Below are 25,550 nucleotides of genomic sequence, written 5' to 3' on the forward strand. Positions count from 1 at the left end.
TCACGCCGGGTTACCCCAGGTCGCCCGGCCAAGGGCCTGGTACCAGGCCAGCGCTTGCGCCGCTTCGCGTTCACGCTCGGCTTCCGGAGCGGCCAGCGAGCTCAATCGCAGGCTGCCGGTCTGCTCCTGCAGCTGCCCGGCGACCGACTCGTAGCGAGCGGCGATGGAAATGGCGCTGTCCGGCGACAGCTGGCTGTAGCAGACATTGTCCAGTGGGGTTGTGCCCAGGGCATCGCTGCCAAGCTCGGCGAGCAGCGCGGACACTGCCCGGCGCGCCTGGGAATGGGCGCTATGGGCGGACTTGGGCATGGGCGCGGCGAGGCAGGCATCGCCGATGACCATCACCCGCGAGGCGAGGCACGCGCGAAAGCCGTCCGCCTCCACCGGCACCCAGCCACTGGCATCGGTCAGGCCAGCTCGCCGGGCAATGTCGCCGGCACGCTGCGGGGGAATCAGATTGATCACCTCGCCGCGGTGACGACTGCCGAACTCGCACTCCAGCTCGCCTCGCACCGCATCGAGCCGCACCACCCTGCCGTCGTCGGCATGGCCGAGCCACTCGATCATTCCCGGGTACAGTCGCTCCCAGCCCTGACGGAACAAGGCCTGCTTGGAAAAGCTGGCCTTGGCATCGAGGATCAACAGTTTGGCGCGAGGGTTGTGCCTGCTGAGGTAGTGGGCGATCAGGCTGGCCCGCTCATAGGGACCGGGCGGGCAGCGGTAGGGGTTGTCAGGCACGCTGAGAATCAGGGTGCCGCCGGGGGCCATGGCCTTCAACTGCTGACGCAAAAGGAGACTTTGCGGACCCGCCTTCCAGGCATGGGGAACCCGCTCAGCGGTGGCGGCATCGTAGCCGTCGATGGCATCGAAGCGAAAATCGATACCTGGCGCGAGGATCAACCAGTCGTAGGCGAGCCAGTGGCCGTCCTCCAGCTGGACGCGCCTGCCCGGCGTGTCGACGTCCAGGGCGGCCTGACGGATGTGGGAGACGCCCATCTCGCGCAACTCGTCGAAGCCCCAGGCAATCTCGTCCAACTGCGCAAGCCCGGTGATGACATGGTTGCTACGCGGGCAGGTGTGTATCAGCGCGCGTGGCTCGATCAGGCTGACGTGCAGCCCTGGATCCACCTGTTTGAGCAACCGCGCCGCCGCCGCGCCGGCAAAACCGCCCCCGATCACCAGTACCCGCGCTTCGCCCCTGGCCAGCCGCCGGCCCGCCAGCGCGAGACAGGGCAGCAAGCCCAGCCCCGCCACCAGTTGGCGCCGGGTCAGGCCTCTGCAGCTCACCGTTCGCTGCCACCCGCCTTGGCCATGTGCTCCGGGCTGTAGCCAAGGCGCAGGCCGCCCCAGTGACGGCCATTCACCACGATGGGCACGGAAAGGTCATGCATCTGCTCGCCGGTGTCTCGGGTGTAGGTCTGCAGCAGCACCGGTTTCTGGTGGCTGCCGCAGCGCTTGCCGGTGCGATCATTGAACAGCCGCTTGCCGCGACTGTGTACCCGGTCGTGTTCCGGGTCACCGGTGGGTGCGGCATTGAAGGCACGGTTATGAGTCGGTACATAACCCTCGGGCGTACAGGCAATGGCGAATACCATGCCCTCGTGGCTCGACAGCAGCGGCTCCTGGATGGGCGGCAGGACCTCGTCGGCGTAGCGGTCAAAGCGCGTTCGGTACTTGGTCGGCGAGGTGCCCGGAATCGGCTCGTACTGGCGATCGAACAAGGCGTCGGCGGCGATGCGCCCGGCCTCGATATCCTGGGAGAACCGCTCGCCAATGGCTTGAGCGCCGCGGCGCGCCAGGTCATAGACGCGCTGGTGATAATCATCGAGCGCCACCTCGGACAGCCGCTCGCTGATCGTCTCGGCCTGGGTCTCGAGTCGCGTGGCGGCTTCCTGAAGCCGCGCGGTGTGCGCGTCGCTTTCGGCCAGATCACTGCGCATCTGTGCCACTGCGGCGAACAGGCTGCCTAGTTGCTCGCGGTTGTTGGTGGAGCCCTGCGCAATTTCGCCAATCTGGGCCTCCACCCCCTGGGCCAGGGTAGCGATACGCTCGAGGCCATTGCCGGCAAGCTCGACGGCACCGACGCTGACGTCCAGATCGGTCGCCAGTTGCCGGATCTGCTCGGCTACCGCGGTGGTCTGCTGCTGGATATCGGTGACCATCTGCCCGACCTCTTCCGTGGCCGCGGAGGTGCGCGCGGCGAGCCCTCTCACCTCGTCGGCGACAACCGCGAAACCCCGGCCATACTCACCAGCCCGGGCGGCCTCGATAGCCGCGTTGAGGGCCAGCAGGTTGGTCTGGCTGGCGATGCCCTGGATAACCTGGGTGACGCGCTGGATGTCTTCGCTGCGCTGGCTCAGGGCCTCGATGAGCTCCCGGCTGGCGTTCGCCCGGCTGCTCAGATGGTGCATGTTGCCCATGGTCTGCCGGACCACCTGCAAGCCGCTGTCGCTGCTCTGGCGTGCCTCGTTGGCGGCATGGACCGCCTGTTGACTGAGCTGTGCGGTATGCTCCTCGGTGGCGATCATCGCCTGGGCGCTGACGACGATGCGATCGGCGCCTTCGAGCTGCGAGTCGAGTCGCTCACCCAGTCGCCTGACCGAGAACGCGACTTCCGCAGCGGACAGCGCGTTATGGGTGGTGGTCTGGGACAAGGCGCGGCTGAGTTCGACCATCGCATCGTCGCTGCGCTCGGCCCCTGCAGCCGGCTCTACCCGGCGGGGACGCCAGAGCAGCGGCAACCAGGCCATCACCAGCATCAAGGGCAAGGCCAGGCCGAGGCCTAGCAGCCCTTGGGCGATTGCCCAGGCCAGCAGCAGGATCGAAATGCCCTGCAGCAAGCCGATCAGAAACCTTGGGATCTGTCCCGAATTCATATCTGAAACCTCGCAGGCCCGGCCAGGCGGCCAAGTGTTTTTATTGTGTTCAAGCGGTTATCGGCAGCTAGCGCCCTAGGTTTACCGCATCTGCATGGTTGCGATATGGCGCTTTGGTAGGGGTTGAGAAACAAAGAGGGCCGGTAGCACCGGCCCTCTTGGGTTGTCCCCGGAGGACGGGGCGCTGAACGCCCGATCCTCCCGACGCCGATGATCAGCGCTTGGCGACCACCTGCTCCTTTGGCAGCTTGAAGGTCCAGAGCATACCGCCCTGATTGAGATCCTTCACGCGCTTGGCGACTTCGCCGCCCCACAGCGGAACCGCGCCACCCCAACCGGAGACGACTGACACGTACTGCTCGCCGTCCATTTCCCAGGTGACCGGGGAGCCGATGACGCCCGAGCCCGTCTGGAATTCGTAGAGCTTCTCGCCAGTCTTGGCGTCGAAGGCCATCAGGTAGCCTTCCGGGTTGCCGGTGAATACCAGGTTACCCTTGGTGGCCAGCACGCCCCCCCACAGCGGTGCGTAGTTCTTGTAGGTCCAGACCTGCTTGCCGGTCTTCGGATCGATGGCGCGCAGGACGCCGATATATTCTTCGTTCAGCGGCTTGATGGTAAAGCCCGCGCCCAGGTAGGCCGCGCCCTTCTTGTAGGACACGCTCTCGTTCCACATGTCCATGCCCCACTCGTTGGACGGCACGTAGAACAGACCGGTGTCCTGGCTGTAGGCCATGGGCATCCAGTTCTTGCCACCAAGGAACGACGGCGCGACGAATACCGAATTGCCCTGCTCGCTCTCGGAAGGTACGCCAGGGCGGTTGGCGTCGTCGTAGATCGGCCGTCCGTTGTCGTCGAGCCCCTTGGCCCAAGTGATCTTGTCGACGAAGGGGAAGCCACGAATGAACTTGCCGTTGGTGCGATCGAGGACGTAGAAGAAGCCGTTACGGTCGGCGGTGGCCGCCGCCTTGATGGTCTTGCCGCCTTCGACCAGGTCGAAGGAGATCAGCTCGTTGACGCCGTCATAATCCCAGCCGTCGTGGGGGGTGGTCTGGAAGTGCCACTTGATCGAGCCGTCATCCGGATTCAGCGCCAGGCGCGAGGCGGAGAACAGGTTGTCGCCAGGACGCAGGTGCGAGTTCCAAGGCGCCGGGTTACCGGTGCCGATGAGGATAGAGTCGGTTTCAGGATCATAGTAGCCGCCCAGCCAGGGCGCGGCGCCGCCGGTCTTCCACAGGTCGCCCGGCCAGGTCTGGCCCGGCTTGCCACCGGAGATGCCGTTCTCGACCTGCTTGCCATCCTTCATCACGTAGCCCATGTGACCTTCGACGGTCGGACGGGTCCACAGCAGTTCGCCGGTCTTCGGGTCGTAGGCGTCCACCTTGCCGACCACACCGAATTCGCCACCGGCAACACCGGTGATGAGCTTGCCCTTGACGATCATCGGGGCGGCGGAGATCGAATAGCCAGCCTTGTAGTCGGCCACGGTCTTGCGCCAGACGACACGCCCGGTGTCCTTGTTCAGCGCGACCAGCTTGGCGTCGAGGGTGCCGAAGATGACCAGGTCGTCATACAGCGCGACGCCTCGGTTGATCACGTCGCAGCAGGGCATGATGCCGTCGGGCAGACGTGCATCGTATTGCCAGAGTTTGGTGCCGGTGCGTGCATCGACGGCGAACACACGGGAATAGGAACCCGTGAGGTACATGACGCCATCCTTGATCAGCGGCTGGGCCTGCTGACCACGCTGCTTCTCGCCCCCGAACGAGAAGGCCCAGACCGGTCGCAGCTGCTGGACGTTGGAAGCGTTCAGAGTGTCGAGCGTGCTGTAACGCTGCCCCTGAACCCCAAGGCCGTTGGTGACGATCTCACCCTGGGTCTTGGTGTCGTTCATGATGTCCTGATCCGTCACTGCCCAGGCCGGCAGGCTGGACAGGGCCATCGCGGCAGACAGTGCAGTCAGGGCAAGGGGCTTGCGAAGACCGGTATGCTTCATTGCGGCTACCTCTGCGGGTTCATTGTTATGGCCGGGAAGCCTTCCCGGTCTGCGGGAAATTCTTGGCCCCATCCCCATTCGTCGCAATTGACCGCTCTGCGGAATTTTCTACAACCTTCGTACCAGTACTCCGCCAGCCGGGTCTCAGCGCCCTTTCTCCCCGCCCGCAAGCCTGGCCTCGCCTGGCTACTCCAGCATTCCGTCAGCTCGCAGTGCATTGGCTGCTGTACAGGCTGAAGAGGCGCCGCCCTGGCGGCGCCTCTCAATCGCCCGGATCGATCCGCTGATACTGCGCAGCCTCGTAGCCCGGAAACAGGTGACTCACGGTGCGTATGAGCTCGTAGCGGCTGAGGTTGACCTCGGCGAACCGCTCGGGGATCGGCGCATGCATCACCTCGGTCATCAGCAGCCCCTGCTCGGCGGAGGTACGCAGCAGATCGTCCAGCCAGCCCAGATAGTCGCGCATCTCCGCAAAAGGGGCCGCATCGCTGGCCACCGGTCCGTGCCCAGGCACCAGCAATGTCCAGGGCAGCGCCTGTAGCAGGTCGATCTCGTCGAGCCAGATATCCAGGCCCGGACTGTTGGGAGTCGTCAGCGCACGCCTGTAGAACAGCAGGTCACCAGCAAAGAGCACGCCGGTGGTTTCGTCGAGGATCACCAGGTCAGCGCCGGTGTGGCCACGCAGCGCCAGAAGCCGGAAGCGATGGCCGCCAAACGCCCAGATGCCGGGCTCGAGCGTCTCGTTGGCCAGCACCACCTCGGTGCCGCGCATCCAGTCACCGACAATCCGGTACATATTCTCGGCCATCGCATCGCCCTGCTCGGCGAGCAACCCGTTGGTTTCGGCGAGCGCGGCGATGGGGATGTCGGCGAACGCCTGATTGCCCAGCACATGGTCGGGATGATGGTGGGTCAGCAGGACCCGGGCGACGGGCTGATCGGTGACCTTGCCGATGGCCTGGCGCATCGCCTCGCCGTAGCGCCGCGACGGGCCGGTATCGATCACCACTACGCCAGCCTCGGTCACCACGAAGGCGGTGTTGACGATATTGCCGCCGTTGCGGTGATCGAAATTATCCGTGCTGCCCTCGAGCAGCCAGGTACCCGGCGCGATCTCCCGGGGCTCCATGCGGTATTCCATGGCCATGGCTGGAGAGGCCAGGCATCCCAGGATCAAGAGCAGTCGCATAACCTCTCCTTACGGCTGCTGGGAGATGAGCAGTTCAGCCAGGCGCCCGGCGTGCTTCAGAATGCCGCGTCGAACTCGTTTCCGTTGTTGTCACGCAGCCAGAGACGCGCCGCGCGCCCAAGGATTTCGAAACTCAGATTGGGGTTTTCACTGATCGCCGAGTACAGCTCCATGTGCGCCAGCGGCGTACCCTCGGCATCGCGCAGCTCGGCCTGCTCGACGAAAAACTCAGGGATACCGTCGACCAGGCCGTTATCCATCGGATGCGAAAGCTCCAGCCGAAGCCGGCTGAACTCCCCGCGCGGAAAACGTCCGCCCAGCACCTGACCCAGACGGTCTTCCCAGCCATCCTGCGCCCGCACCACGCTGGGCGCGGTGCAGCCACCGCCCGCCGCGTCGACACGGGTCGATCCAACGTGCCAGATACCCTCCTCGGTGAGCACCGCTGCGCGTACCGGCGTGGCCTGCTCGACCCGGATGCGCACCGCAAGGAACGGCTGGACCCGCTCGGAGCGGGGATGGAAATCGATGACTCGGGGGATGGGGTTGAGGTCGGCCCAGACCAGAATGCGTGACACCGGAGCCCCGAGGGCGCGGGCGTCGACTTGGATTGGCACCTGGCGGGAGTCTTCGGCGAATGGCGGCGCGATCACCCGCACCCGCTCGTCGAAGCGCACCGGAGCGCCGCCCAGCATGCGCTCGCGGTGATAGTCCCACATCACCGAATTGAGCGGATCGGACTCGCTGGCCTGGGCCAGCACAGGTATCAGCGTCGACCACAGCAGCGCCAGCAGCGAACGCCTCATGGGGCCTCCGGTCGTCATTGGACTTCCTGATAAAGCCCGGGCAACTCGTAGGTCAGCCCTTCGGCCTGGTAGATTCGCTCCATCTCACCGGAACGGATCAGATCCTCGATCACGTCATCCACCGCATAGGCTAGCTGGCGATTGGCCTCATGCACGGCCATGCCGATATCCCAATACTGCCGACCCATCTCCGGGTAGGCATTGACCCCGGGCTTGAGCTGCGGATCACCCGTCTTGTGCAGCAGGTGCTCCACCTCTCCGCGCATGGCCATCACCGCATCCACTTCGCCCTTCTGCATGGCGGCGAACGCCTGGCCAGGGTTGTGGAAGTGATGGGTATTGGCGCTCATGCGCCCGCCAAAGACCGAAGTCATGTAGAAAGACGGGACGCTGTCGATTTCCACGCCGATGGGGTGGTATCCGAACACCGCAACGCTCGGCACCTCTTCGAGGCGGCGCGTATCGTGGGCCACCAGCCAGCGCTCGCGCTGGTAAGGACCGAACATCACCACCAGCTCATTGACCACTTCGCCCAGCTCATTGCGCTTGTAGGAAAACGCGCGGTCGTAGGGCACCCGCAACATCAGGTCGGCGATCTCCTGCTTGCGCAGGTAATGGCCGAGCCAGATGTAGTTACGCAGGTCGTCATCGAGCTTTTCGCCCGGCATCATCCAGATCAACTCGAGGGAGACCCCGAGCTTTTCGGTGAGGGTTCGCGCCAGGACCACGTCGATGCCGCGAGGCTCGCCGTCCTCGCGATAACTGTAGGGTGCGAAGTCGTTGTAAACCGCCACCTTGAGAAAGCCCGAGTCGATGATGTCATCGAACTCTCGGGTCTGAGCCAGCGCCTGACCGATCAACAACGGCAGGCACAACAGCCAGCACAGCAGGCGGCGGGTCATCGACTCACTCCTCTATGTATTTGGTTTCCAGAAAGGTCCGCACCGCCCAAAGGGCTTCCTGGCTCATGTGCTCGGCCATCTTCGGCATGTACACCGCACCGTTGCGCACTGCGCCGTTGATTACCCGCTCCTTGTACCAGTCGTCACCATCCAGGCCCGGCTCGAGGTGGCGCAGGTCAGGGGCGATACCGCCGGAAATGGCATCCAGGCCATGGCAGCGGGCGCAGTTCTGGGCGTAGGCAGAGGAGCCGACGCGCACAGCCAGGTCGTGTTTTTCGTAGGGCTCGCGGTAGGGATTTTCGTCGAGCCACGCTTCTCCGAGGCTATCCAGGCCCTGGGTATCCACGGCCTGAGGGGTCACATCGCCATGACCAACGGCCAGCGAGGAGATACTCAATACACCAGCAGCAAGCAGGGCACGCCAGATATTATGCTTATTCATGTGGGGACCACCTTCTTACGGATTCTCATGCGAGGCCAGCGCCTGCGCCGTGGGGATATCTTAGAAATCCGCCCCCCGCGCCAGAATGCTGCTTTGGTGGCCGCATGGTCCTCCCTTGGTAGTAGAGCCACGGGCGCCCGCCTGCACGCCCTTCGGGCGTAATGGCCATGGGTGAGCTGGAGGTGGTAGTGCCTTGAGACCGATGGCACGTTCAGCGTGATACAGGGCGGTCAGCAGACCGACCGCGCGACGCTCGAGGACTTCAGGACGCCCGGTCCCGGACGAGATCAAGCCGAACCCATAACTGTCATGCCGGCACCCTGAGCATCCCCGCCTCGATGGCCCTGTGCACCATCTCGGCCTGGGAGCTGACATTGAGCTTGCTTTTCAGCAAGGCCAGATGGTTGGACACCGTCTTGCTGCTGATCGAAAGCCGCTCGGCGATCTGCCGCGGCGGCAAACCCCGCGCCAGCATCATGAAGATCTCCAGCTCCCGGGGCGTCATCTCTTCGAGCCCCGCCTTGGGCGCGACTCCCTGCTGCGCCAGTTCGGAGGCCAGCGCACCTTCGATGTACGGATAGCCCGCCGCCATCCTGCGCACCGCCTCCACCAGTACATCCGGCGAACAGCGCTTGGTCAGATAACCGGTGGCGCCGGCATCCAGCGCCTGCCTGACCAGCGGCAGCTCGTCATGCATGCTGAACATCAGCACGGGCAGCAGGGGCAGCCGCTGGCGTAATCGCCGGCAGGTTTCCAGGCCGCTGATGCCGGGCAGGCCGATATCCAGGATGACGAGGCTGGGGATCTGCTGCTCGACCTGGGCCAGCGCCTCTTCCCCACTTTCGGCCTCACTCAGCTGCAGACCCGGAATCAGCGCAGCCAGGAGGCTGGCGTAGCCCTGCCTGACCACGGCATGGTCATCCACCAAGAGGATTTTCATGACGACTCCAGCGAGGGCAGCGAGAGGTACAGCGACCAGCCACTACCCGGACGTTGACGGAACCTGAGCTCGCCGCCCAGGCAACTGGCACGCTCGGCCATGGAGCGCAGGCCGATGCCGGGTCGCCCGGGAGGCTGGCCATGGCCATTGTCCTTCAGCAACAGGCGCAGGCCACGCCCGTGCCGCCGCAACTGCAGTTGCACCCGGCTGGCACGGGAATGTCGCGCGATGTTGGTCAGCGCCTCCTGCAACAGCCGGTACAGATGTACCTTGCGGTCGATGTCCAGGGTCGGCAGCTGTGGATCGAGGCGTAATCGGCACTCGATGCCCTGGGCGCTCTGCCACTGGCCCGCCAGTTGCCGAACGGCCTGATCCAGCTCGAGGTGCTCGAGCATCACCGGATAGAGGTCGCGTACCAGGGTGCGGAATCCATCCTGCAGATGCAGGCTGTGCGCCTCCAGAATGGCAGCGGTCCGGCGCACCGCCTCGGCGTTGTCGGCCTGCACGGAAAGCAGACACGCCTGGGCGCGGATCGCGGCCAGGTACTGGCCGAGGTCGTCATGAAGAACCTGGGCCAGACGGGTGCGCTCGCGCTCCTGCAGTTCGATCAGACGACGCGTCAGCAGCGCGTTCTCCGCCTCGGCCGACTGCAGGGCACTGGCCATGCCATTGAACTGAGCCACGACCTGCTGCGCCTCGGGCAGCCGATGGGTATCCAGACGTGTTGCCAGACGCCCGCGAGAGATGCTCTGCAGACCGGACAACAGGCGCTCGAGCATCTGCATGGCGCGGCCGATCGCCCAGCGGATGGCCACCAGGCAGACCATCAGCGCCCCGCTTAACAGGGCAAGAAGCTGCCAGAGCGACTCCGCCACCTCCTCGACTTCATCGGAGGGGTCCACGGACAGGCGCAGCTGCCCACCGTCGGACAGGTGCACCAGGCGGGCGGGAAACGGGTCCGGGTAAAGCCATTCGGACAGCCAGGAACGCCGGGGATCGAGCGGAACGGCCGTGCCAGGCTCGATCCGCACGACATCGACATGCCGCAGACCCGCATCGAGCTCAGGCGGGAAGCGCCCGCCATCACGGGCGACCGACTCTGCGAGGTAATCGACCACGGTCTGCGCCGCCAGCAGCTCGCGCTGCACGTCATGCCCGGCCTGACGAAGCAGAACCGCCATGCAGACGAGCGCGACCAGCCCGAAGAACAGGCTTACCAACAGATTGGCACGCCCGACGACACTCACGCGGCAAGCCTTACTTGACCACGAAACGGCCGATCATGCCCTTGTTCTCGAGCCCCTTGGCATAGAAGGGAAAGCGACCGGGGCGGATCGGCACGAAGAAGATTTCCGCTTCGCCAGCGTCCTCGAACTCCAGCTCGGTCAAGGTCACGGCCTTGATCTCGACGCCACCGGCTTCGATCTTGCGCAGAAAGATCGACAGCGCGAATTCCGGCGCCTGGAAGGCGTACTCCTTGAGCCCGCTCGAAATGATCTTCAGTCGATAGGCCTTGCCGGTCTCCAGCTGGTACTCGCTCCGGGACATGGCGTAGTCCATCTCCTCGTGGCCGAGGATCAGATCGGGCAGCGCTACGGGCCGACGAGTCAGGTCGCCCGCTGCGGATACCTTGTCGAAGCCGAGCATGCTGATGATCAACAGCACCGGGAGGATAAGGGCCTTGGCGGTACGCATGGCGACACTCTCTTGTTATCGGGCGGCGGCCATCATCCTAGGGCCCGGCGCAAGATCGCCATCTACTACCTTGGTACCGCCAGGTTGGTACTTTCTGCATATTTCCCGCTGCCGCCACTCTTCCTAAGCTGACCGCACTAGAACAATTGCACGGCGGCACCTGCCGACCGTACAGGAGCCCCCATGCGCCAGCTCACCCGCTACGCCCTGGCCTGCGCCCTTGCCTGCGCCGCACCGTTCGCCGCCATCCAGCAGGCGGCGGCCTCGGAGGAGATGGAGATCCGCATCGGTTACCTCGCCTGGATCCCGGATCCCGGCCCTTTGCTTTCCAATGTCATTCCCGAACCTGCCGATGCCGGCCTGCGTGGAGCCGAACTGGGGATTGCCGACAGCAACAGTTCCGGCCGTTTCCTCAAGCAGCGCTACGAGCTCGCGGCTGCCGACGCCGATGACCTGGATGCGCTGCTGGAGGCAGCCCGACAGCAACATGCCGGGGGCATTCGCCTGTTCGTGGTCAACGCACCCAGCGAGAGTTTGCGCGAACTCTCGGCAGCCCTGCCGGACAGCCTGCTGATCAATGCCGGCAGCGCTGCCGATGAACTGCGCGTCGACCAATGCCTGGGTAACGTCCTGCACAGCCTGCCGAGCCGCGCGATGCTGACCGATGCCCTGGTGCAGTTCCTCGCCCTGCGGCGCTGGAATCGCGCCCTGCTGATCGTCGGCCAGACCGACGACGACAAGGCCTATGCCGACGCCCTGCGCCGCTCGGCAAAACGATTCGGGGTGCGCATCGTGGCCGAAAAACCCTGGACATTCGACAACGACCAGCGCCGCAGCGCCCAGACCGAGATGCCGCTGTTCACCCAGACCAGTGAATACGACGTGGTCCTGGTGGCCGACGAGCGGGGCGACTTTGGCGAGTACGTGCCCTACCAGACCTGGTTCCCCCGCCCCGTAGCCGGCACCCAGGGGCTGACGCCCACCGGCTGGCACCGCAGCGTGGAGACCTATGGTGCCGCGCAATTGCAAAAGCGTTTCGAGTTCCATGCCGGGCGCTGGATGAACGACCGCGACTTCGCCGCCTGGATAGGCGTGCGCAGCATCGCCACCGGCGTGACCCGGCTCAAGGAGGTCGACCCGGTCCAGTTGCGCGCGCTGGCCTTGTCAGCCGACTTGCCCATCGACGGCTTCAAGGGACGCAAGCTCAGCTATCGGCCCTGGAATGGCCAGTTGCGCCAACCGATACCGGTGGTGCATCCCCGTGCGCTGGTGACCACCGCGCCACTGGATGGCTTCCTTCACCCCTTCAGCGAACTCGACACCCTGGGTTTCGACGAACCTGAAAGCGAGTGCCGTCTGAGCGAGAAACGCTCATGAGCCCGCGACGCCTGCCTTGGCTGGTCCTGCTGCTCGCCGGTAGCACCACCGCCAGCGACCTGGGCTACGAAGCCTACATCGACAGTCCGCGGCGAATGAAATGCATGTACGGCTACGTCACTGCCAAGACCGGCAACTTCAGCGCGGCGCGCCGAATCTTCGAGGACTGCGTGGCCCGCTGGAACGACGTCTATTCGATGATCTGGCTGGCGCAGATGTACGAATCGGGCAGTGGTGTGCCCAAGGATCCGGTCAAGGCCGCCGAAATGCTCAGGCGCGGTGCCGAACAACCGGACGGGACCAGTTATGTGAGTCTCGCCCGCTATCACTGGGGCACGGTCCTGGCCGAGGGCCGTGGCGTGGAGGCCGACCCCGTGGCCGCCCGCCACTGGCTGGAAAAGGCTCTGGCCGACGGCCAGATGGAGGCCGAGGAATACCTCCAGCGGCTGTCCGCCGACCGCCCCGGTTCCAATGAGGAAGTCCAATGAAGAAGAAACCGCTTGCCCGTCTGCTGGCCGCCACCCTGCTCTGCTGCAGCACCCCGCTGCTGGCCGCCACCGCCTTCGTCACCAACGAAAAGGACAACAACATCAGCGTCATCGACATGAAGACGCTGGAGGTGACCGAAACCATCGACGTGGGCATGCGACCACGCGGGCTGATCCTGTCCCATGACCACAAGGTCCTCTATATCTGCGCCAGCGACTCCGACACCGTTCAGGTGATGGATCTGGAGACCCGGCGCATCATCAAGGAACTGCCGTCGGGTGCCGACCCCGAGCAGTTCGCCCTGCACCCCAACAACCGCTGGCTGTACATCTCCAACGAGGATGACGCTCTGGTCACGGTGGTGGACGTGGAAACCGACCAGGTCCTGGCGCAGATCGACGTCGGGGTCGAACCCGAAGGCATGGCGGTGAGTCCGGACGGACGCTGGGCGGTCAATACCAGCGAAACAAGCAACATGCTTCACTGGATCGACACCGAGACCCACGAACTGGTGCACAACACGCCGGTCGACCAGCGGCCGCGCCACGTGGAGTTCACCCACGATGGCGAGCTGCTCTGGGCCAGTGCGGAGATCGGCGGCACGGTGCACGTGATCGACGTCGCGTCGCGTGAGGAACTCAAGCTGCTCAATTTCAGGATCAAGGGGGTGCACCCGGACAAGGTGCAGCCGGTGGGTATCAAGCTCACCCGCGACGGCCGTTACGCCTTCGTCGCCCTGGGTCCGGCCAACCACGTCGCCGTGGTGGACGCCAGAACCTACGAGGTACTCGACTACATCCTCGTCGGGCGGCGGGTCTGGCATATGGCACTCACCCCTGACGAATCGCAGCTGCTCACCACCAACGGTGTCAGCGGTGACGTCACGGTGATCGACGTGAAGAGCCTCAAGCCAGTCAGATCGATCAAGGTCGGGCGTTATCCCTGGGGCGTCGTGGTCAAGCCATGACCGCTCTGGAGCTCGTCGACGTCGGTTTCAGCTACGGGGCCCGGGGAGCGCTCAAGGAGGTCAGCTTCAGCGTGATGCCGGGGCGCTTCACCGCACTGCTCGGCCCCAACGGGGCCGGCAAGTCGACCCTCATCGCCCTGCTGACCCGGCTCTACGACCTGCACCAGGGCGAGATCCGGGTGTTCGGCAGGTCCCTGCGCAGCGATCCACGCCAAGCCCTCCGGCAACTGGGCGTGGTGTTCCAGCAGAGTACCCTGGACCTGGATCTGAGCGTCGAGCAGAACCTGCGCTACCACGCGGCTCTTCATGGCATGGCGCGCCGGCTGGCCAACGCCAGGATCGATGAGGAGCTCGAACGCCAGCAACTCGCCGAACGGCGCAAGGAGAAGGTCCGGGCGCTCAACGGCGGTCACCGCCGCCGGGTGGAAATTGCCCGGGCGCTGCTCCACCAGCCACGCCTGCTGCTGCTCGACGAGGCCAGCGTCGGGCTCGATCCCGCCAGCCGCGACGCACTCAATAGCCACGTCCGGACACTCTGTGAAGAGCGCGAGATGGCAGTGCTCTGGACCACCCACCTGCTTGACGAGATACGGGCCGAAGACGATCTGGCGATCCTCAGCCGTGGTCGCCTGGCCGCCCATGGCCAGGCCTGCGAAGTCGGTGCGGCCGATGCGGACCTGGCCTCCACCTTCGCCAGACTCACCGGGAGCCCCAGCCCATGAATGCCCCTTCGCGCGTTGTCACCCAGCGCCCGGCGCAGCCGCCAGAGGTCGCCCAATGACGCCCTATCTGGAATGCTTGCGCGGCGTCGTCGGGCGCGAGTGGCTGCGTTTCGTTCAGCAACGCTCGCGCTTTCTCAGCGCACTGGTGCGTCCCCTGTTGTGGCTGCTGGTGTTCGCCGCCGGTTTCCGGGCGGCCCTTGGCATCGCCATCATCGCCCCCTATGACACCTACATTACCTACGAGACCTATATCGTGCCGGGCCTGGCCTGCATGATCCTGCTGTTCAATGGCATGCAGGGCTCGCTCTCGATGGTCTACGACCGCGAGATGGGCAGCATGCGCGTGCTGCTGACCAGCCCGCTGCCGCGGGCATTCCTGCTCGCCGCCAAGCTCCTGGCGACATCGCTGATTTCGCTGCTGCAGGTCTATGCCTTTCTCGTCATCGCCTGGCTGTACGGGATCCAGCCGCCCGCCTGGGGCCTGCTCAGCGCATTGCCGGCGCTGCTGCTCGTGGCGCTGCTGCTCAGCGCTCTGGGGTTGCTGCTGTCCAATGGCATCAGACAACTGGAGAATTTTGCCGGGGTGATGAACTTCGTGATTTTCCCGCTGTTTTTCCTGTCCTCGGCGCTCTATCCATTGTGGAAGATGCGCGAGGCCAGTGAATGGCTGTACTGGCTGTGTGCGATCAATCCCTTCACCCATGCCGTCGAACTGGTGCGTTTCAGTCTCTATATCCAGCTCAACGGTTTTGCCCTGGCCGTGTGCGCGACCCTGACGCTGGTTTTCGCAACGCTGGCCCTGATGACCTTCAACCCCCAGCACGCCGCACTTCGGCGCACGGCCGGCGCAGGTTGAAATCTACGACTTAGGTACTGGTTTCCTCATCCATCGTAGGATTCCCAAGGCAGTGATACTTGCCTGTAATACTGGGGCATGCTCTGGACGACCATCGATGGACAGACCTTCGCACCTGTTGTTACCTGCCCTGGCCGCGCTCCTGGTCGCCACTGGCACTGGAGTTGTCCGGGCGGCCGGCGAAGCCTCGCTGTTCAATGCGGAGGGTTACCGCCAGGCCCACTACCGCAGCCCTACCCCCGCCCATGCAGTGGGCGCCGAAACACTGGACACCGAAGGACTCAGGCAACTGCTCGAACGGCTGCCGCAAACCGTGCTGGTGGATGTCTACCGCCGCCAGTGGCTGCATGACCGCTTCATTCCCGACGAGGATCACCGTAACCTTCCCGGCAGCCTGTGGCTTGCCAATACCGGTGACGGCCAATTGGTCGGACAATGGTCAGGATATTTCAGTTTTCATCTCGAACAGGCGACAGGTCACCAGAAGGACTGGCCCCTGGTGTTCTACTGCCGCTCGGACTGCTGGCTCGGCTGGAATGCGGTCAAGCGCGCCCAGCAGCTCGGCTACACCCAGCTTTACTGGTACCGCGACGGAATCGACGCGTGGGAACAGGCCGGGCTGCCCCTGCAGCCCGCCGAACCCGCTGCCTTGCCATGAAGCCGCGGACCGGAACGATAACGACAAGAAAAGAGGAAATGGCCGTGTACAAGATTCTCATAGCGGACGATCACCCCTTATTCCGGGAGGCCATTCATAACGTGGTGAGTTCGGGCTTTCTCGGCGCCACCATCCTCGAGACGGCCGACCTCGACAGCACCCTCGCGCTGACCGAGGAGCATGACGACCTCGACCTGATCCTGCTGGATCTGAACATGCCCGGCATGCACGGTCTGAACGGCCTGATCAACCTGCGTAACGAAGCACCCACTATCCCGGTGGTCATCGTCTCCGCCGAGCAGGACAAGCAGATCGTGCTGCAAGCCATCACCTACGGCGCGGTAGGCTTCATCACCAAGTCGTCGCCACGCGGCCAGATGACCGATGCCATCCAGCAGATCCTCAACGGCAATGTCTACCTGCCTTCGGACATCATCCGCACCCAGAAGCAGGCAACCCGCCGCACATCACCGGAACATCCGACCATTCCACCCGAACTGCTGCAGGCACTGACGCGCAAGCAGTTACTGGTGCTCGAGCGCATGACCAAGGGCGAATCGAACAAGCAGATCGCCTACAATCTGGACATCGCGGAAACCACGGTAAAAGCCCACGTGTCAGCCATCCTTCGCAAACTCAACGTACACAACCGGGTACAGGCGATCCTGTCTGCCGGTGACATCGACTTCAGTGCCTATCTGCGGCGCTGACCCTTGATCGTACCGCGGACCCTGCTGCTCACGGCTTTGACCATGCTGGCCTTCGCCGGTAACTCGCTGCTGACCCGTGCCGCACTGAGGGACAGTGGCATCGACGCCGCCAGCTTCACCGGCGTCAGGCTGGCAGCCGGCGCACTTACCCTCTGGCTGCTGCTGCGCGTCCAGAGCGAGACTGTCCGGGGCAACTGGCGATCGGGACTCACCCTGTTCGCCTACGCGGCGGCCTTTTCCTACGCTTACCTCAGTCTCGACGCCGGAGCCGGGGCCTTGCTGCTGTTCGGGGCCGTGCAGCTGACCATGGCACTGGCCGGCTGGCGACAGGGTGAGCGCCTGGGCAGCATGCAGACGCTCGGGCTGCTGGCGGCGATGGGGGGGCTGGTCGTGCTGCTGCTGCCGGGCTCGACGGCACCGCCGATGCTCGGGGCCCTGCTGATGATCGGTTCTGGCATCGCCTGGGGTTTCTATTCGTTGCTTGGACGGGGCGGATCCAGCCCCCTGGCAGTCACGGCGGGCAACTTCATCTATTCCCTGCCATTCGCCCTGGTCCTGGCGCTGGCCTTCCACGCTCAGTTGGAATGGAGCGCAGCAGGGATCCTCTACGCAGTACTGGCAGGAGGATTGACTTCGGGAATCGGTTACGCGATGTGGTACACGGCGATACGCGGGCTGGGCGCCTTTCAGGCAGCCAGCGTACAACTGAGCGTTCCGGTGATCGCAGCGCTGGGCGGCGCGCTGCTGCTGGCCGAACCGCTGACCCTGCGCCTGATGGTCGTTTCGCTGATCGTGCTGGGTGGGATCGCCCTGATGCTGCGACCCCGGGCCGCCAGGCAATAAGCCTGCGGCCCGGCTCCGGTCATTGCGGCCGGAGGATGACCACGCTGAGCGGTGGGAGCGTCAGCGACAGCGTCGCGGGCTGGCCGTGATTCTCTTCCTCGACGGCTTCGAGCCAGCCACCATTGCCGACGTTGGAGCCTCCGTAGCATTCGGCGTCGCTGTTGAAAATCTCCAGCCAGCCACCGGCCCTCGGGACGCCCACCCCATAGCCTTCCCGGATGACCGGCGTGAAGTTGGCCACCACCAGTAGCGGATAACCGGAGCTGTCGCGGCGCAGCCAGGCGAAAACGCTGTTACCGCGATCATCGCCGATCAGCCATTGAAAGCCCTTTGGATCGCTATCGAGTTCATGCAGCGCTGGCTGCTGGCGATAGACGCTGTTCAGGTCGGCAAGCAGCTTTTGTGCGCCGCAGTGGTCCGGTTCGTCCAGCAGGAACCAGTCCAGCTCGCGGTCATGGTTCCATTCGCGCCACTGGCCGAACTCGCAGCCCATGAACAGGAGCTTCTTGCCTGGGTGGGTCCACATGAAGCTCAGGTAGGCCCGCAGGTTGGCGAACTTCTGCCAGCGATCACCGGGCATCTTGTCGATCAGCGAACCCTTGCCATGTACCACTTCGTCGTGGGAGATGGGTAGCACGAAGTGCTCGGAATAGGCATAGATCATCCCGAACGTCATCTTGTCGTGATGATAGGTGCGGTGGATCGGGTTCTCCTGGATGTACTTGAGAGTGTCATGCATCCAGCCCATGTTCCATTTGAAGGAAAAGCCCAGGCCACCCTGCTCCACTGGTTTGGATACCCCTGGAAAAGCCGTGGATTCTTCGGCGATCACCAATGCTCCTGGCGCCTCGAGGGCCACCACCTCGTTCAGATGCTGCAGGAAGTCGATGGCTTCGAGGTTTTCGCGACCGCCGTAGCGGTTGGGGATCCATTCGCCGTCCTTGCGCGAATAGTCGCGGTAGAGCATCGAAGCCACGGCATCGACGCGCAGTGCGTCCACATGGAATTCGCGGAGCCAGTGCACCGCCGACGCCAGCATGAAGCCGTGCACTTCGGTGCGCCCGAGGTTGTAGATGAAGGTGTCCCAATCCTGGTGGAAGCCCTCGAAGGGGTGCGCGTACTCGTACAGCGCGGTGCCGTCGAAGTCGCCCAGCCCGTGTACGTCAGTGGGGAAATGCGCCGGTACCCAGTCCAGGATCACACCGATGCCGGCCTGGTGGCAGGCGTCGATAAAGGCGGCGAAGTCTTGTGGACTGCCGTAACGCGCGGTAGGTGCGAACTGCGACAGCGGCTGGTAGCCCCAGGATCCGCCAAAGGGGTGCTCCATGATGGGCATCAGCTCGATATGGGTGAAACCCATTTCCTGGACATAGGGGATCAGCCGCTCGGCCAGTTCGTGCCAGTTGTACAGACGCCCCTCGTCCCCTCCGTCACGGCGCCACGAGCCGGCATGCAGTTCATAGATGGAGATAGGCGCTTCAACCGACTGGCGGGCGGCGCGGGTGTCCATCCATGCCTGATCGCTCCACTGGTGCTCCAGCGGCGCGGCGACCACCGATGCCGTGCCTGGCGGCATTTCGGTGGCCAGCGCGACCGGATCGGCGCGCAGTGGCAGCATGCCGTACTGTCCGAGAATCTCGTACTTGTAGGGCTCGCCCGGTTCCAGTCGCGGAATGAACAGCTCCCACACCCCGGCCGGCAGGCGATGCCGCATGGGATGCCGACGGCCGTCCCAGCTGTTGAAGTTGCCCACCACCGAGATGCGCCGTGCATTGGGTGCCCAGACGGCGAAGCGGACGCCAGGTACCCCGTCCACCTCGGTCACCTGTGCCCCGTAGACCTTGCCCATGTAGCGGTGGTTGCCTTCGGAAAAGAGGTAGATGTCCATCTCGCCCAGTAGCGGGCCGAAGCTGTAGGGGTCCTCGGTAACCTGGGCTCCACCCGCCCAACGAATGCTCAGGCGGTAGGGCTGTGGTCGGTCGAGGCGGGCGAAGAACAGGCCGGGCACCTGACCCTGGTCCATCGATGACAGCACTTCGTCGCTGTCACGTGCCAGCACCTCGACGCCCAGCGCGTTGGGCAGATAGGCCCGGATGACCACGCCGTCGCCATCGGCATGGGGACCCAGGATGGAGAAGGGGTCGCCGTGGACGCCCCGTACCAGCTTATCTACTTCGGAATCCCGCGGCAGCAGGGAGGTCCCGGACAGGGTCACGGCCGGTCGATCAGTCATGGAAGTCTCCGTCAGTCAACTGTTGTGCCAACGAAGCCAGTCCGGCGAGCGGAACCGGCAGCCAGGCCGGGCGGTTTTCGGCTTCGTAGGCCACTTCATATGCGGTCTTCTCCAGCGTAAACAGGAGAAGTGCGGCCTCTGTGCCACGCGCCTGGGTCCAGGCATGCGGTAGCGACGCGGAAGCATTGCGATAGGCGTCGAGAAACACCGCTACCGCGCGCTGGCGATAATCGGTGGCGATGCGTTTGCGGGCCTGATCCGCTTCCTTGGAGGTATCGCTGCTCTGAGCGCCACGCTGTGTCATGGCTGCAGCATAATCGAAAGAGCGCAGTACGCCTGCAACGTCCTTGTAAGGACTGAGCTTTGCGCGCCGCTCTTCCAGCGAGCGCGCCGGCTCACCTTCGAAGTCGATGAAGCAGGCATCACCCTGGACCACCAGTATCTGGCCCAGGTGCAGGTCGCCATGGACCCGTGTCCTCAGCCCGCCCTGGCAGCCATGGGCAAGCCGGTCGACCGCTGCCAGCAGCGTCTCGCGCTGTGCCTGGAGCTGGTCGACGAGGGCGGCGTCGCGACGTTCGAGGCCATCTCGTTTCTGGACCAGCAGGTCGAGAGCGTGGGCCAGTTCGTCGCGGATGCTGTCGGCCCAGATCTGGCTCTGCGCCGGCTCGGTCAGTTCGCGGGCGAAGGCAGGGTCGTCGGTATCCGCTGCCAGCGCCAAATGTAGCTCACCGAGCCGCTGGCCCAGCAGGCGGTTGAAGGTCTCGAGTTCGTCGAGAGCGCTGAACTGGTTTTCCATCTCGGATTCGCCGCCGGCGATCTCGTCGCGCACCGCTCGGTCGAGATTGTTCAGCGTCCACTCCCAGGCGTCGCCCTGGTTATCCAGATAACGCTGGGCGACCATCAGCGCATGGGGCACGCCCGAGCTGTCGACGCGGCTGACCTGGCCGAGCATCGCCGAGATGTTGGCGAAGCCATGGCGCGTGAGGAAGGCCCCCATCTCCAGTTCGGGGTGAACCCCGGCAGTAACCCGTCGCAACAGCTTGATGATCACGCTGTCCTGTACGATCACCGAAGTATTGGACTGCTCGACCCCCGGATAGCGCACGCCTGGCTGCTCCGGCAGGGAGATATCGGCCAGTTGTGGCATGCCCTCGAAGCAGATGCGCTCACCCTTGTTGTCGATGACCAGATTCTCGCGCAGCGCCTTGAGTACCCCCAGGACAAAGGCGTCCAGGGTGAAGGCGTCGGTCAGCAGACCGACTTCAGGTCCTTTGCGCACCCTGGCCATGGCCATCTGCTGCGGCAGTGCCGTGCCGAAATCGGCCTCGGCGAGGTAGCCCATGGGGACCTGGTAGGTGTCACTGCGTCCGCCGGCCTGCACTGCAATCTCGCAGAGGAAGGCCGGATGGGCCTTGTCGCCGAATGGCAGGCTGTAGCACAACTTGAGGGCGTCGATGGGCGAATCCTTGCTGGCGAACCAGCGCCGTTTCGGCAGCCAGGCCGGCATCGAATCGGTTTCGAGAACACGCCGGCAATTGGTGTTGAGGCTGTCCATGCGCTGAAACACGAGCGTCTGGAAATCGGGCATGGTGTCCACCGGTTCCTGGTGCCAACTGGGCATCTGGTCCTTGCTCGCCAACTGAAACCAGTAGAAGCCATAAGGCGGTAGGGTGAGCAGGTAGTTGAGCTGGCCAATGGGCGGGAAGGCGCTGCCGCCCAGCATTTCCACCGGCACCATGCCGGCGTACTGGGACAGCTCGAGTTCGGCAGCCTGTGAAGAACGAGACACGTTGGCCACGCAGAGGATGACCTGCGCGCTGCCATCCTCGGCGGTGTATTCGCGCAGATAAGCCAGGATGCGCCGGTTGGCCGGGGCCAGCATCTTCAGGGTACCGCGCCCGAACGCCTGGAACTGGCGACGCACGCTGAGCAGCCGACGGGTCCAGTTGAGCAGTGAATAGGGATCGCGCTGCTGGGCTTCGACGTTGATGGTCTGGTAGCCATACAGCGGGTCCATGATCGGCGGCAACACCAGACTCGCCGGATCGGCGCGGGAGAAGCCGCCGTTGCGATCCACCGACCACTGCATCGGCGTGCGCACCCCGTCACGGTCGCCGAGATAGATGTTGTCGCCCATGCCGATCTCGTCACCGTAATAAATCACCGGCGTACCGGGCATCGACAGCAGCAGGCTGTTGAGCAGCTCGATGCGCCGCCGATCACGCTCCAGTAGCGGTGCCAGGCGGCGGCGGATACCCAGGTTGATCCGTGCGCGCTTGTCGGATGCGTAGTAATTCCAGAGATAGTCGCGCTCCCTGTCGGTCACCATCTCCAGCGTCAGCTCATCATGGTTGCGCAGGAAGATCGCCCACTGGCAGTTGCCTGGAATTTCCGGGGTCTGGCGCAGGATATCGGTAACCGGGAAACGGTCCTCCTGCGCCAACGCCATGTACATGCGGGGCATCAGAGGGAAGTGGAAAGCCATATGGCATTCGTCGCCCGGCCCGCCATTCTCTCCACCGAAATACAGCTGGGTGTCCTCCGGCCACTGGTTGGCTTCGGCCAGCAACATGCGGTCCGGATAGTTGGCGTCGATTTCCGCGCGGATCGCCTTGAGGACCTGATGGGTTTCCTTGAGGTTCTCGTTGTTGGTGCCGTCGCGCTCGACCAGGTAGGGAATGGCATCGAGCCGCAGCCCGTCTATGCCTAGGTCCAGCCAGTAGCGCATGATGCCGAGAACGGCCTTGAGCACCTGGGGGTTGTCGAAATTCAGGTCCGGCTGGTGCGAATAGAAGCGGTGCCAGAAGAACTGCTCGGCCACCGGGTCCCAGGTCCAGTTCGATTTCTCGGTATCGAGAAAGATGATCCGGGTGCCCTGGTATTTGTCGTCGGTATCGGACCAGACGTAGAAGTTGCGCGCCGCCGAGCCCTTCTTGGCCTTGCGCGCACGCTGGAACCAGGGGTGCTGATCCGAGGTGTGGTTGATGACCAGCTCGGTGATGACGCGCAAGCCACGCTTGTGCGCCTCGGCGATGAATCGCTTGGCGTCGGCCAGGTTGCCGTAATCGGGATGCACGCCACGGTATTCGGCGATGTCGTAGCCGTCGTCGCGTCGTGGCGAAGGATAGAAGGGCAACAGCCAGATGGTGTTGACGCCCAGACCGGCGATGTAATCGAGCTTGTCGATCAGGCCGGCGAAGTCGCCAACCCCATCGTTGTTCGAATCAAAGAAGGACTTCAGGTGTACCTGGTAGATCACCGCGTCCTTGTACCAGAGCGGGTCCTTGATGAACGCAGCGGGCTTGCGGGGTGCTTTTGCCATTTCAGATTCCTTGCTGGTGCCTCTTCCCCTCGCCCGTACCGGGTGAGGGGAAGCCGTTGTCCCGACTACTGACCGACCTGCATGTCAGGCTCGGCGGACGGCGGTGTCAGGCGCCAGATTCCGAATGGCAGATGCCAGGGCTCGATGCGCATCCACTGGGACTTGCCGTACCAGGTCCAGCGGTGGCCATTCATCAGATCTTCGCCATAGGTCTGTGCGTCGTCAGGCAGTCCGAATTCCCACAGGGGCAGTTCGAAAGAACCTTCCTGGGCGTTGTGCGGGTCCATGCACACCGCAACCAGAATGAAATTGGAGCGGTCGGCGGTACGCTTGCCGAAATACAGGATGTTGTCATTGGCCACGTGGTAGAGCTGGAAACCCAGGTGCGTATGCAGTGCGGGGTTCTGGCGGCGAATGCGATTGAGCTGGGCGATTTCCCAGATAATGTTGCCAGGCGCCCGATAGTCGCGAGGGCGGATCTCGTACTTTTCGGAGTTGAGGTACTCCTCCTTGCCCGGCACCGGAGCCGCCTCGCACAGCTCGAAGCCCGAGTACATGCCCCAGAGTCCCGAGCCCATGGTCGCCAGCGCCGCACGGATGAGAAAGCCCGGGCGACCCGAGGTGTGCAGGAAGAAGGGGTTGATATCCGGCGTGTTGACGAAGAAGTTCGGCCGGTAGCAGTCGCGCCAGGGCGTCTCGTTGAGTTCGGTGAGGTATTCGCCCATTTCCTGTTTGGTGTTGCGCCAGGTGAAATAGGTATAGCTCTGGTTGAAGCCCACCTTGCCCAGACCAGCCATCACCGCAGGCCGGGTGAAGGCCTCGGAGAGAAACATCACGTCCGGATCGCGAGCGCGGATATCGGCGATCAGCCACTCCCAGAACGGTAGCGGCTTGGTGTGGGGGTTATCGACGCGGAAGATCTTCACCCCCTGCTCCACCCATAGCCAGACCACGTCACGCAGGGCGTTCCACAGGTCGGGCATCGCATCGTCGGCATAGAAGTCGACGTTGACGATGTCCTGGTACTTCTTCGGCGGGTTCTCGGCGTATTTGATCGTCCCGTCCGGACGCCAGGAGAACCAGCCCGGATGCTCTTTCAACCAGGGATGGTCCTGCGAGCACTGAATGGCGAAATCGAGGGCAATCTCGAGACCCTTATCGGCAGCGGCCTGTACCAACGCGCGGAAATCGTCGAAGTCGCCCAGCTCCGGGTGAATGGCGTCATGACCGCCATCCTCGCTGCCGATGGCATAGGGACTACCGGGATCGTTGGGGCCGGCTTCGAGGCTGTTGTTGCGCCCTTTGCGATGCGTGCGACCGATCGGATGAATGGGCGGGAAATAGAGCACGTCGAAGCCCATGTCGCGGATCATCGGCAGGCGCTTGATGACGTCGCGGAAGGTGCCGTGGCGCTCGGGGCTGTCGGTCTCCGAACGTGGAAACAGTTCGTACCAGCTGGCGAACTCGGCGCGGGTACGCTCGACGTCCAGTGGAAATGCCGCCGACTCGCTGCAATGATCACGCGGATCGGCTGCCCGCATGGCATTGGCGGTCTCGCTGGCCAGCAGCACCGAGACACGCTCTTCGCTCAGATGGCTATGGTTGAGACGCCCAAGTATGTCCTCCAGCGTACCGCGGAGCTCGCCCTCGCTGCGCTGTACCGCGCGCTCGACATGCAGCCGCCCCTCTTCCACCTCCAGCTCGACGGGCACCCCGGCAGCATGCTTCTTGCCCAGCTCGTAGCGATAGGTTTCATACAGATCCCACCAGGCCTCGATACGAAACTCGTGGAGAGCCACCTGGGTCGGGGTGAATTCGCCTTCCCACCAGTCATTGCCGGTGGCCTTGAGCGAGGTACGGCGCCAGGTCTGCTCCCCCTTCTGCCGCCAGCATACGGCGGCGGCCAGCTTGTCGTGACCGTCGGTGAAGATGCGGGTGCACACCGCGACCGGGCGGCCAATGATCGCCTTGGCGGCAAAGCGCCCTTCGTTGACCACCGGCTCGGTGGACTCGATGGCAATGCGGGGCATCTGCAGGGCTTGTTCAAGCGAGGGGTGGATGGAATCGCGCGGGTTGGCACTGTCGGTCATCGGAGGGCTCCTTGGCACGACACAGCACCTTCGGCTGATTCCCGGGCCTCAGGCGCTGCTGGCAGATGAAAAGGCTTATGGGTTATGTGCTTTCCGAGCCGACCGGCGGATAAAAGTTCCGAATACGGAGGGCGCGGCCGCGCACGCATCAACGCACTGACGGGCAGAACCCTCGCCTGGATCTGCCAAGCCCTTCCGAAACACACTGGATAGGCCTCGGCAACGGGCCGCAACATCCATTGCCGGGCCCTGTTCGGCCAGCCCCACGGATCTTCCGGCCATCTGTCACCCGGCTCGGAACGGCCGGAACTAAGCCATACGGATACGCCTCAATCGTCCTGCACTGGCGATGAAGACCGCCGGCAGGAGATAGCCATGACTACCCATGCTCGACCCGACATGCCGCATCCAGACCCCGTCGTCCACGACCAGCCCGGGGA

At 64.1% G+C, this 25,550-nt stretch carries 21 protein-coding genes; 8 read left to right on the forward strand and 13 right to left on the reverse strand.

The features are described 5' to 3' along the window. The 10 genes from ACFOMF_RS06265 to ACFOMF_RS06310 all read right to left on the reverse strand — a co-directional run bounded on the left by ACFOMF_RS06265 (position 1) and on the right by ACFOMF_RS06310 (position 10,843). Positions 1-1,287, reverse strand: coding sequence for an FCSD flavin-binding domain-containing protein (locus ACFOMF_RS06265; protein WP_386362407.1), 1,287 nt, complete (start codon positions 1,285-1,287; stop codon positions 1-3). After that, a complete protein-coding gene (locus tag ACFOMF_RS06270; RefSeq protein WP_386362410.1) occupies positions 1,284-2,876 on the reverse strand; it encodes a methyl-accepting chemotaxis protein in 1,593 nt (530 codons plus the stop codon). Before ACFOMF_RS06270 ends, ACFOMF_RS06265 begins: the two co-directional genes overlap by 4 nt. A gap of 214 nt (positions 2,877-3,090) precedes the next feature. Further along, positions 3,091-4,869 carry a PQQ-dependent methanol/ethanol family dehydrogenase gene (locus ACFOMF_RS06275; protein WP_386362413.1) on the reverse strand — a complete coding sequence of 593 codons (1,779 nt, stop codon included), beginning with the start codon at positions 4,867-4,869 and terminating at the stop codon, positions 3,091-3,093. Between the two features lie 262 nt (positions 4,870-5,131). Next, positions 5,132-6,058: a quinoprotein relay system zinc metallohydrolase 1 gene (locus ACFOMF_RS06280; protein ID WP_386362416.1), complete on the reverse strand. Its 927-nt coding sequence runs from the start codon at positions 6,056-6,058 to the stop codon at positions 5,132-5,134. Positions 6,059-6,114: 56 nt separating this feature from the next. Next, a complete protein-coding gene (locus tag ACFOMF_RS06285; protein ID WP_386362419.1) occupies positions 6,115-6,864 on the reverse strand; it encodes a quinoprotein dehydrogenase-associated SoxYZ-like carrier in 750 nt (249 codons plus the stop codon). 14 nt (positions 6,865-6,878) lie between these two features. Further along, positions 6,879-7,766 carry a substrate-binding periplasmic protein gene (locus ACFOMF_RS06290; protein ID WP_386362422.1) on the reverse strand — a complete coding sequence of 296 codons (888 nt, stop codon included), beginning with the start codon at positions 7,764-7,766 and terminating at the stop codon, positions 6,879-6,881. A gap of 4 nt (positions 7,767-7,770) precedes the next feature. Next, a complete protein-coding gene (gene pedF / locus ACFOMF_RS06295) occupies positions 7,771-8,208 on the reverse strand; it encodes a cytochrome c-550 PedF (RefSeq protein WP_386362424.1) in 438 nt (145 codons plus the stop codon). Between the two features lie 307 nt (positions 8,209-8,515). Beyond that, a complete protein-coding gene (locus ACFOMF_RS06300) occupies positions 8,516-9,148 on the reverse strand; it encodes a response regulator (protein WP_386362427.1) in 633 nt (210 codons plus the stop codon). After that, positions 9,145-10,395: a histidine kinase gene (locus tag ACFOMF_RS06305; RefSeq protein WP_386362430.1), complete on the reverse strand. Its 1,251-nt coding sequence runs from the start codon at positions 10,393-10,395 to the stop codon at positions 9,145-9,147. The genes ACFOMF_RS06300 and ACFOMF_RS06305 overlap by 4 nt, the downstream gene beginning before the upstream one ends. Before the next feature lie 10 nt (positions 10,396-10,405). Continuing rightward, the gene (locus tag ACFOMF_RS06310; protein ID WP_386362433.1) at positions 10,406-10,843 is read right to left on the reverse strand and encodes a copper-binding protein; all 438 of its coding nucleotides are present in this window, start codon (positions 10,841-10,843) and stop codon (positions 10,406-10,408) included. A 183-nt stretch (positions 10,844-11,026) separates the two neighbouring features. Between ACFOMF_RS06310 and ACFOMF_RS06315 the strand changes: the two genes are divergently transcribed. From ACFOMF_RS06315 to ACFOMF_RS06350, 8 genes are all read left to right on the forward strand, one after another. Then, a complete protein-coding gene (locus tag ACFOMF_RS06315; RefSeq protein ID WP_386362436.1) occupies positions 11,027-12,220 on the forward strand; it encodes an ABC transporter substrate-binding protein in 1,194 nt (397 codons plus the stop codon). Then, complete coding sequence (locus ACFOMF_RS06320; RefSeq protein WP_386362439.1) at positions 12,217-12,708, forward strand: tetratricopeptide repeat protein; 492 nt, start codon at positions 12,217-12,219, stop codon at positions 12,706-12,708. The genes ACFOMF_RS06315 and ACFOMF_RS06320 overlap by 4 nt, the downstream gene beginning before the upstream one ends. Continuing rightward, a complete protein-coding gene (locus tag ACFOMF_RS06325) occupies positions 12,705-13,676 on the forward strand; it encodes a YVTN family beta-propeller repeat protein (RefSeq protein WP_386362442.1) in 972 nt (323 codons plus the stop codon). The genes ACFOMF_RS06320 and ACFOMF_RS06325 overlap by 4 nt, the downstream gene beginning before the upstream one ends. Beyond that, positions 13,673-14,398 carry an ABC transporter ATP-binding protein gene (locus ACFOMF_RS06330; protein WP_386362445.1) on the forward strand — a complete coding sequence of 242 codons (726 nt, stop codon included), beginning with the start codon at positions 13,673-13,675 and terminating at the stop codon, positions 14,396-14,398. Before ACFOMF_RS06325 ends, ACFOMF_RS06330 begins: the two co-directional genes overlap by 4 nt. 55 nt (positions 14,399-14,453) lie before the next feature. Continuing rightward, positions 14,454-15,254 carry an ABC transporter permease gene (locus ACFOMF_RS06335; RefSeq protein ID WP_386362448.1) on the forward strand — a complete coding sequence of 267 codons (801 nt, stop codon included), beginning with the start codon at positions 14,454-14,456 and terminating at the stop codon, positions 15,252-15,254. 97 nt (positions 15,255-15,351) lie between these two features. Beyond that, positions 15,352-15,912 (forward strand): PQQ-dependent catabolism-associated CXXCW motif protein, encoded by a 561-nt coding sequence (locus tag ACFOMF_RS06340; RefSeq protein ID WP_386362451.1) that lies wholly within the window; start codon positions 15,352-15,354, stop codon positions 15,910-15,912. A gap of 44 nt (positions 15,913-15,956) precedes the next feature. Beyond that, on the forward strand, positions 15,957-16,622 hold the full coding sequence (locus tag ACFOMF_RS06345; RefSeq protein ID WP_386362454.1) for a response regulator: 666 nt from the start codon (positions 15,957-15,959) through the stop codon (positions 16,620-16,622). A gap of 42 nt (positions 16,623-16,664) precedes the next feature. Then, positions 16,665-17,465: a DMT family transporter gene (locus ACFOMF_RS06350; RefSeq protein WP_386362739.1), complete on the forward strand. Its 801-nt coding sequence runs from the start codon at positions 16,665-16,667 to the stop codon at positions 17,463-17,465. A gap of 19 nt (positions 17,466-17,484) precedes the next feature. Here ACFOMF_RS06350 and glgB read toward each other — a convergent pair whose 3' ends face one another. From glgB to ACFOMF_RS06365, 3 genes are all read right to left on the reverse strand, one after another. Then, positions 17,485-19,698: a 1,4-alpha-glucan branching protein GlgB gene (gene glgB, locus ACFOMF_RS06355; RefSeq protein ID WP_386362457.1), complete on the reverse strand. Its 2,214-nt coding sequence runs from the start codon at positions 19,696-19,698 to the stop codon at positions 17,485-17,487. After that, complete coding sequence (gene treS, locus ACFOMF_RS06360) at positions 19,691-23,020, reverse strand: maltose alpha-D-glucosyltransferase (RefSeq protein WP_386362460.1); 3,330 nt, start codon at positions 23,018-23,020, stop codon at positions 19,691-19,693. Before treS ends, glgB begins: the two co-directional genes overlap by 8 nt. Before the next feature lie 65 nt (positions 23,021-23,085). Further along, a complete protein-coding gene (locus tag ACFOMF_RS06365; protein ID WP_386362463.1) occupies positions 23,086-25,110 on the reverse strand; it encodes an alpha-1,4-glucan--maltose-1-phosphate maltosyltransferase in 2,025 nt (674 codons plus the stop codon). Positions 25,111-25,550 lie beyond the last annotated feature (440 nt).

This window comes from Stutzerimonas tarimensis (assembly GCF_042648805.1).
GTDB lineage: Bacteria > Pseudomonadota > Gammaproteobacteria > Pseudomonadales > Pseudomonadaceae > Azomonas > Azomonas tarimensis.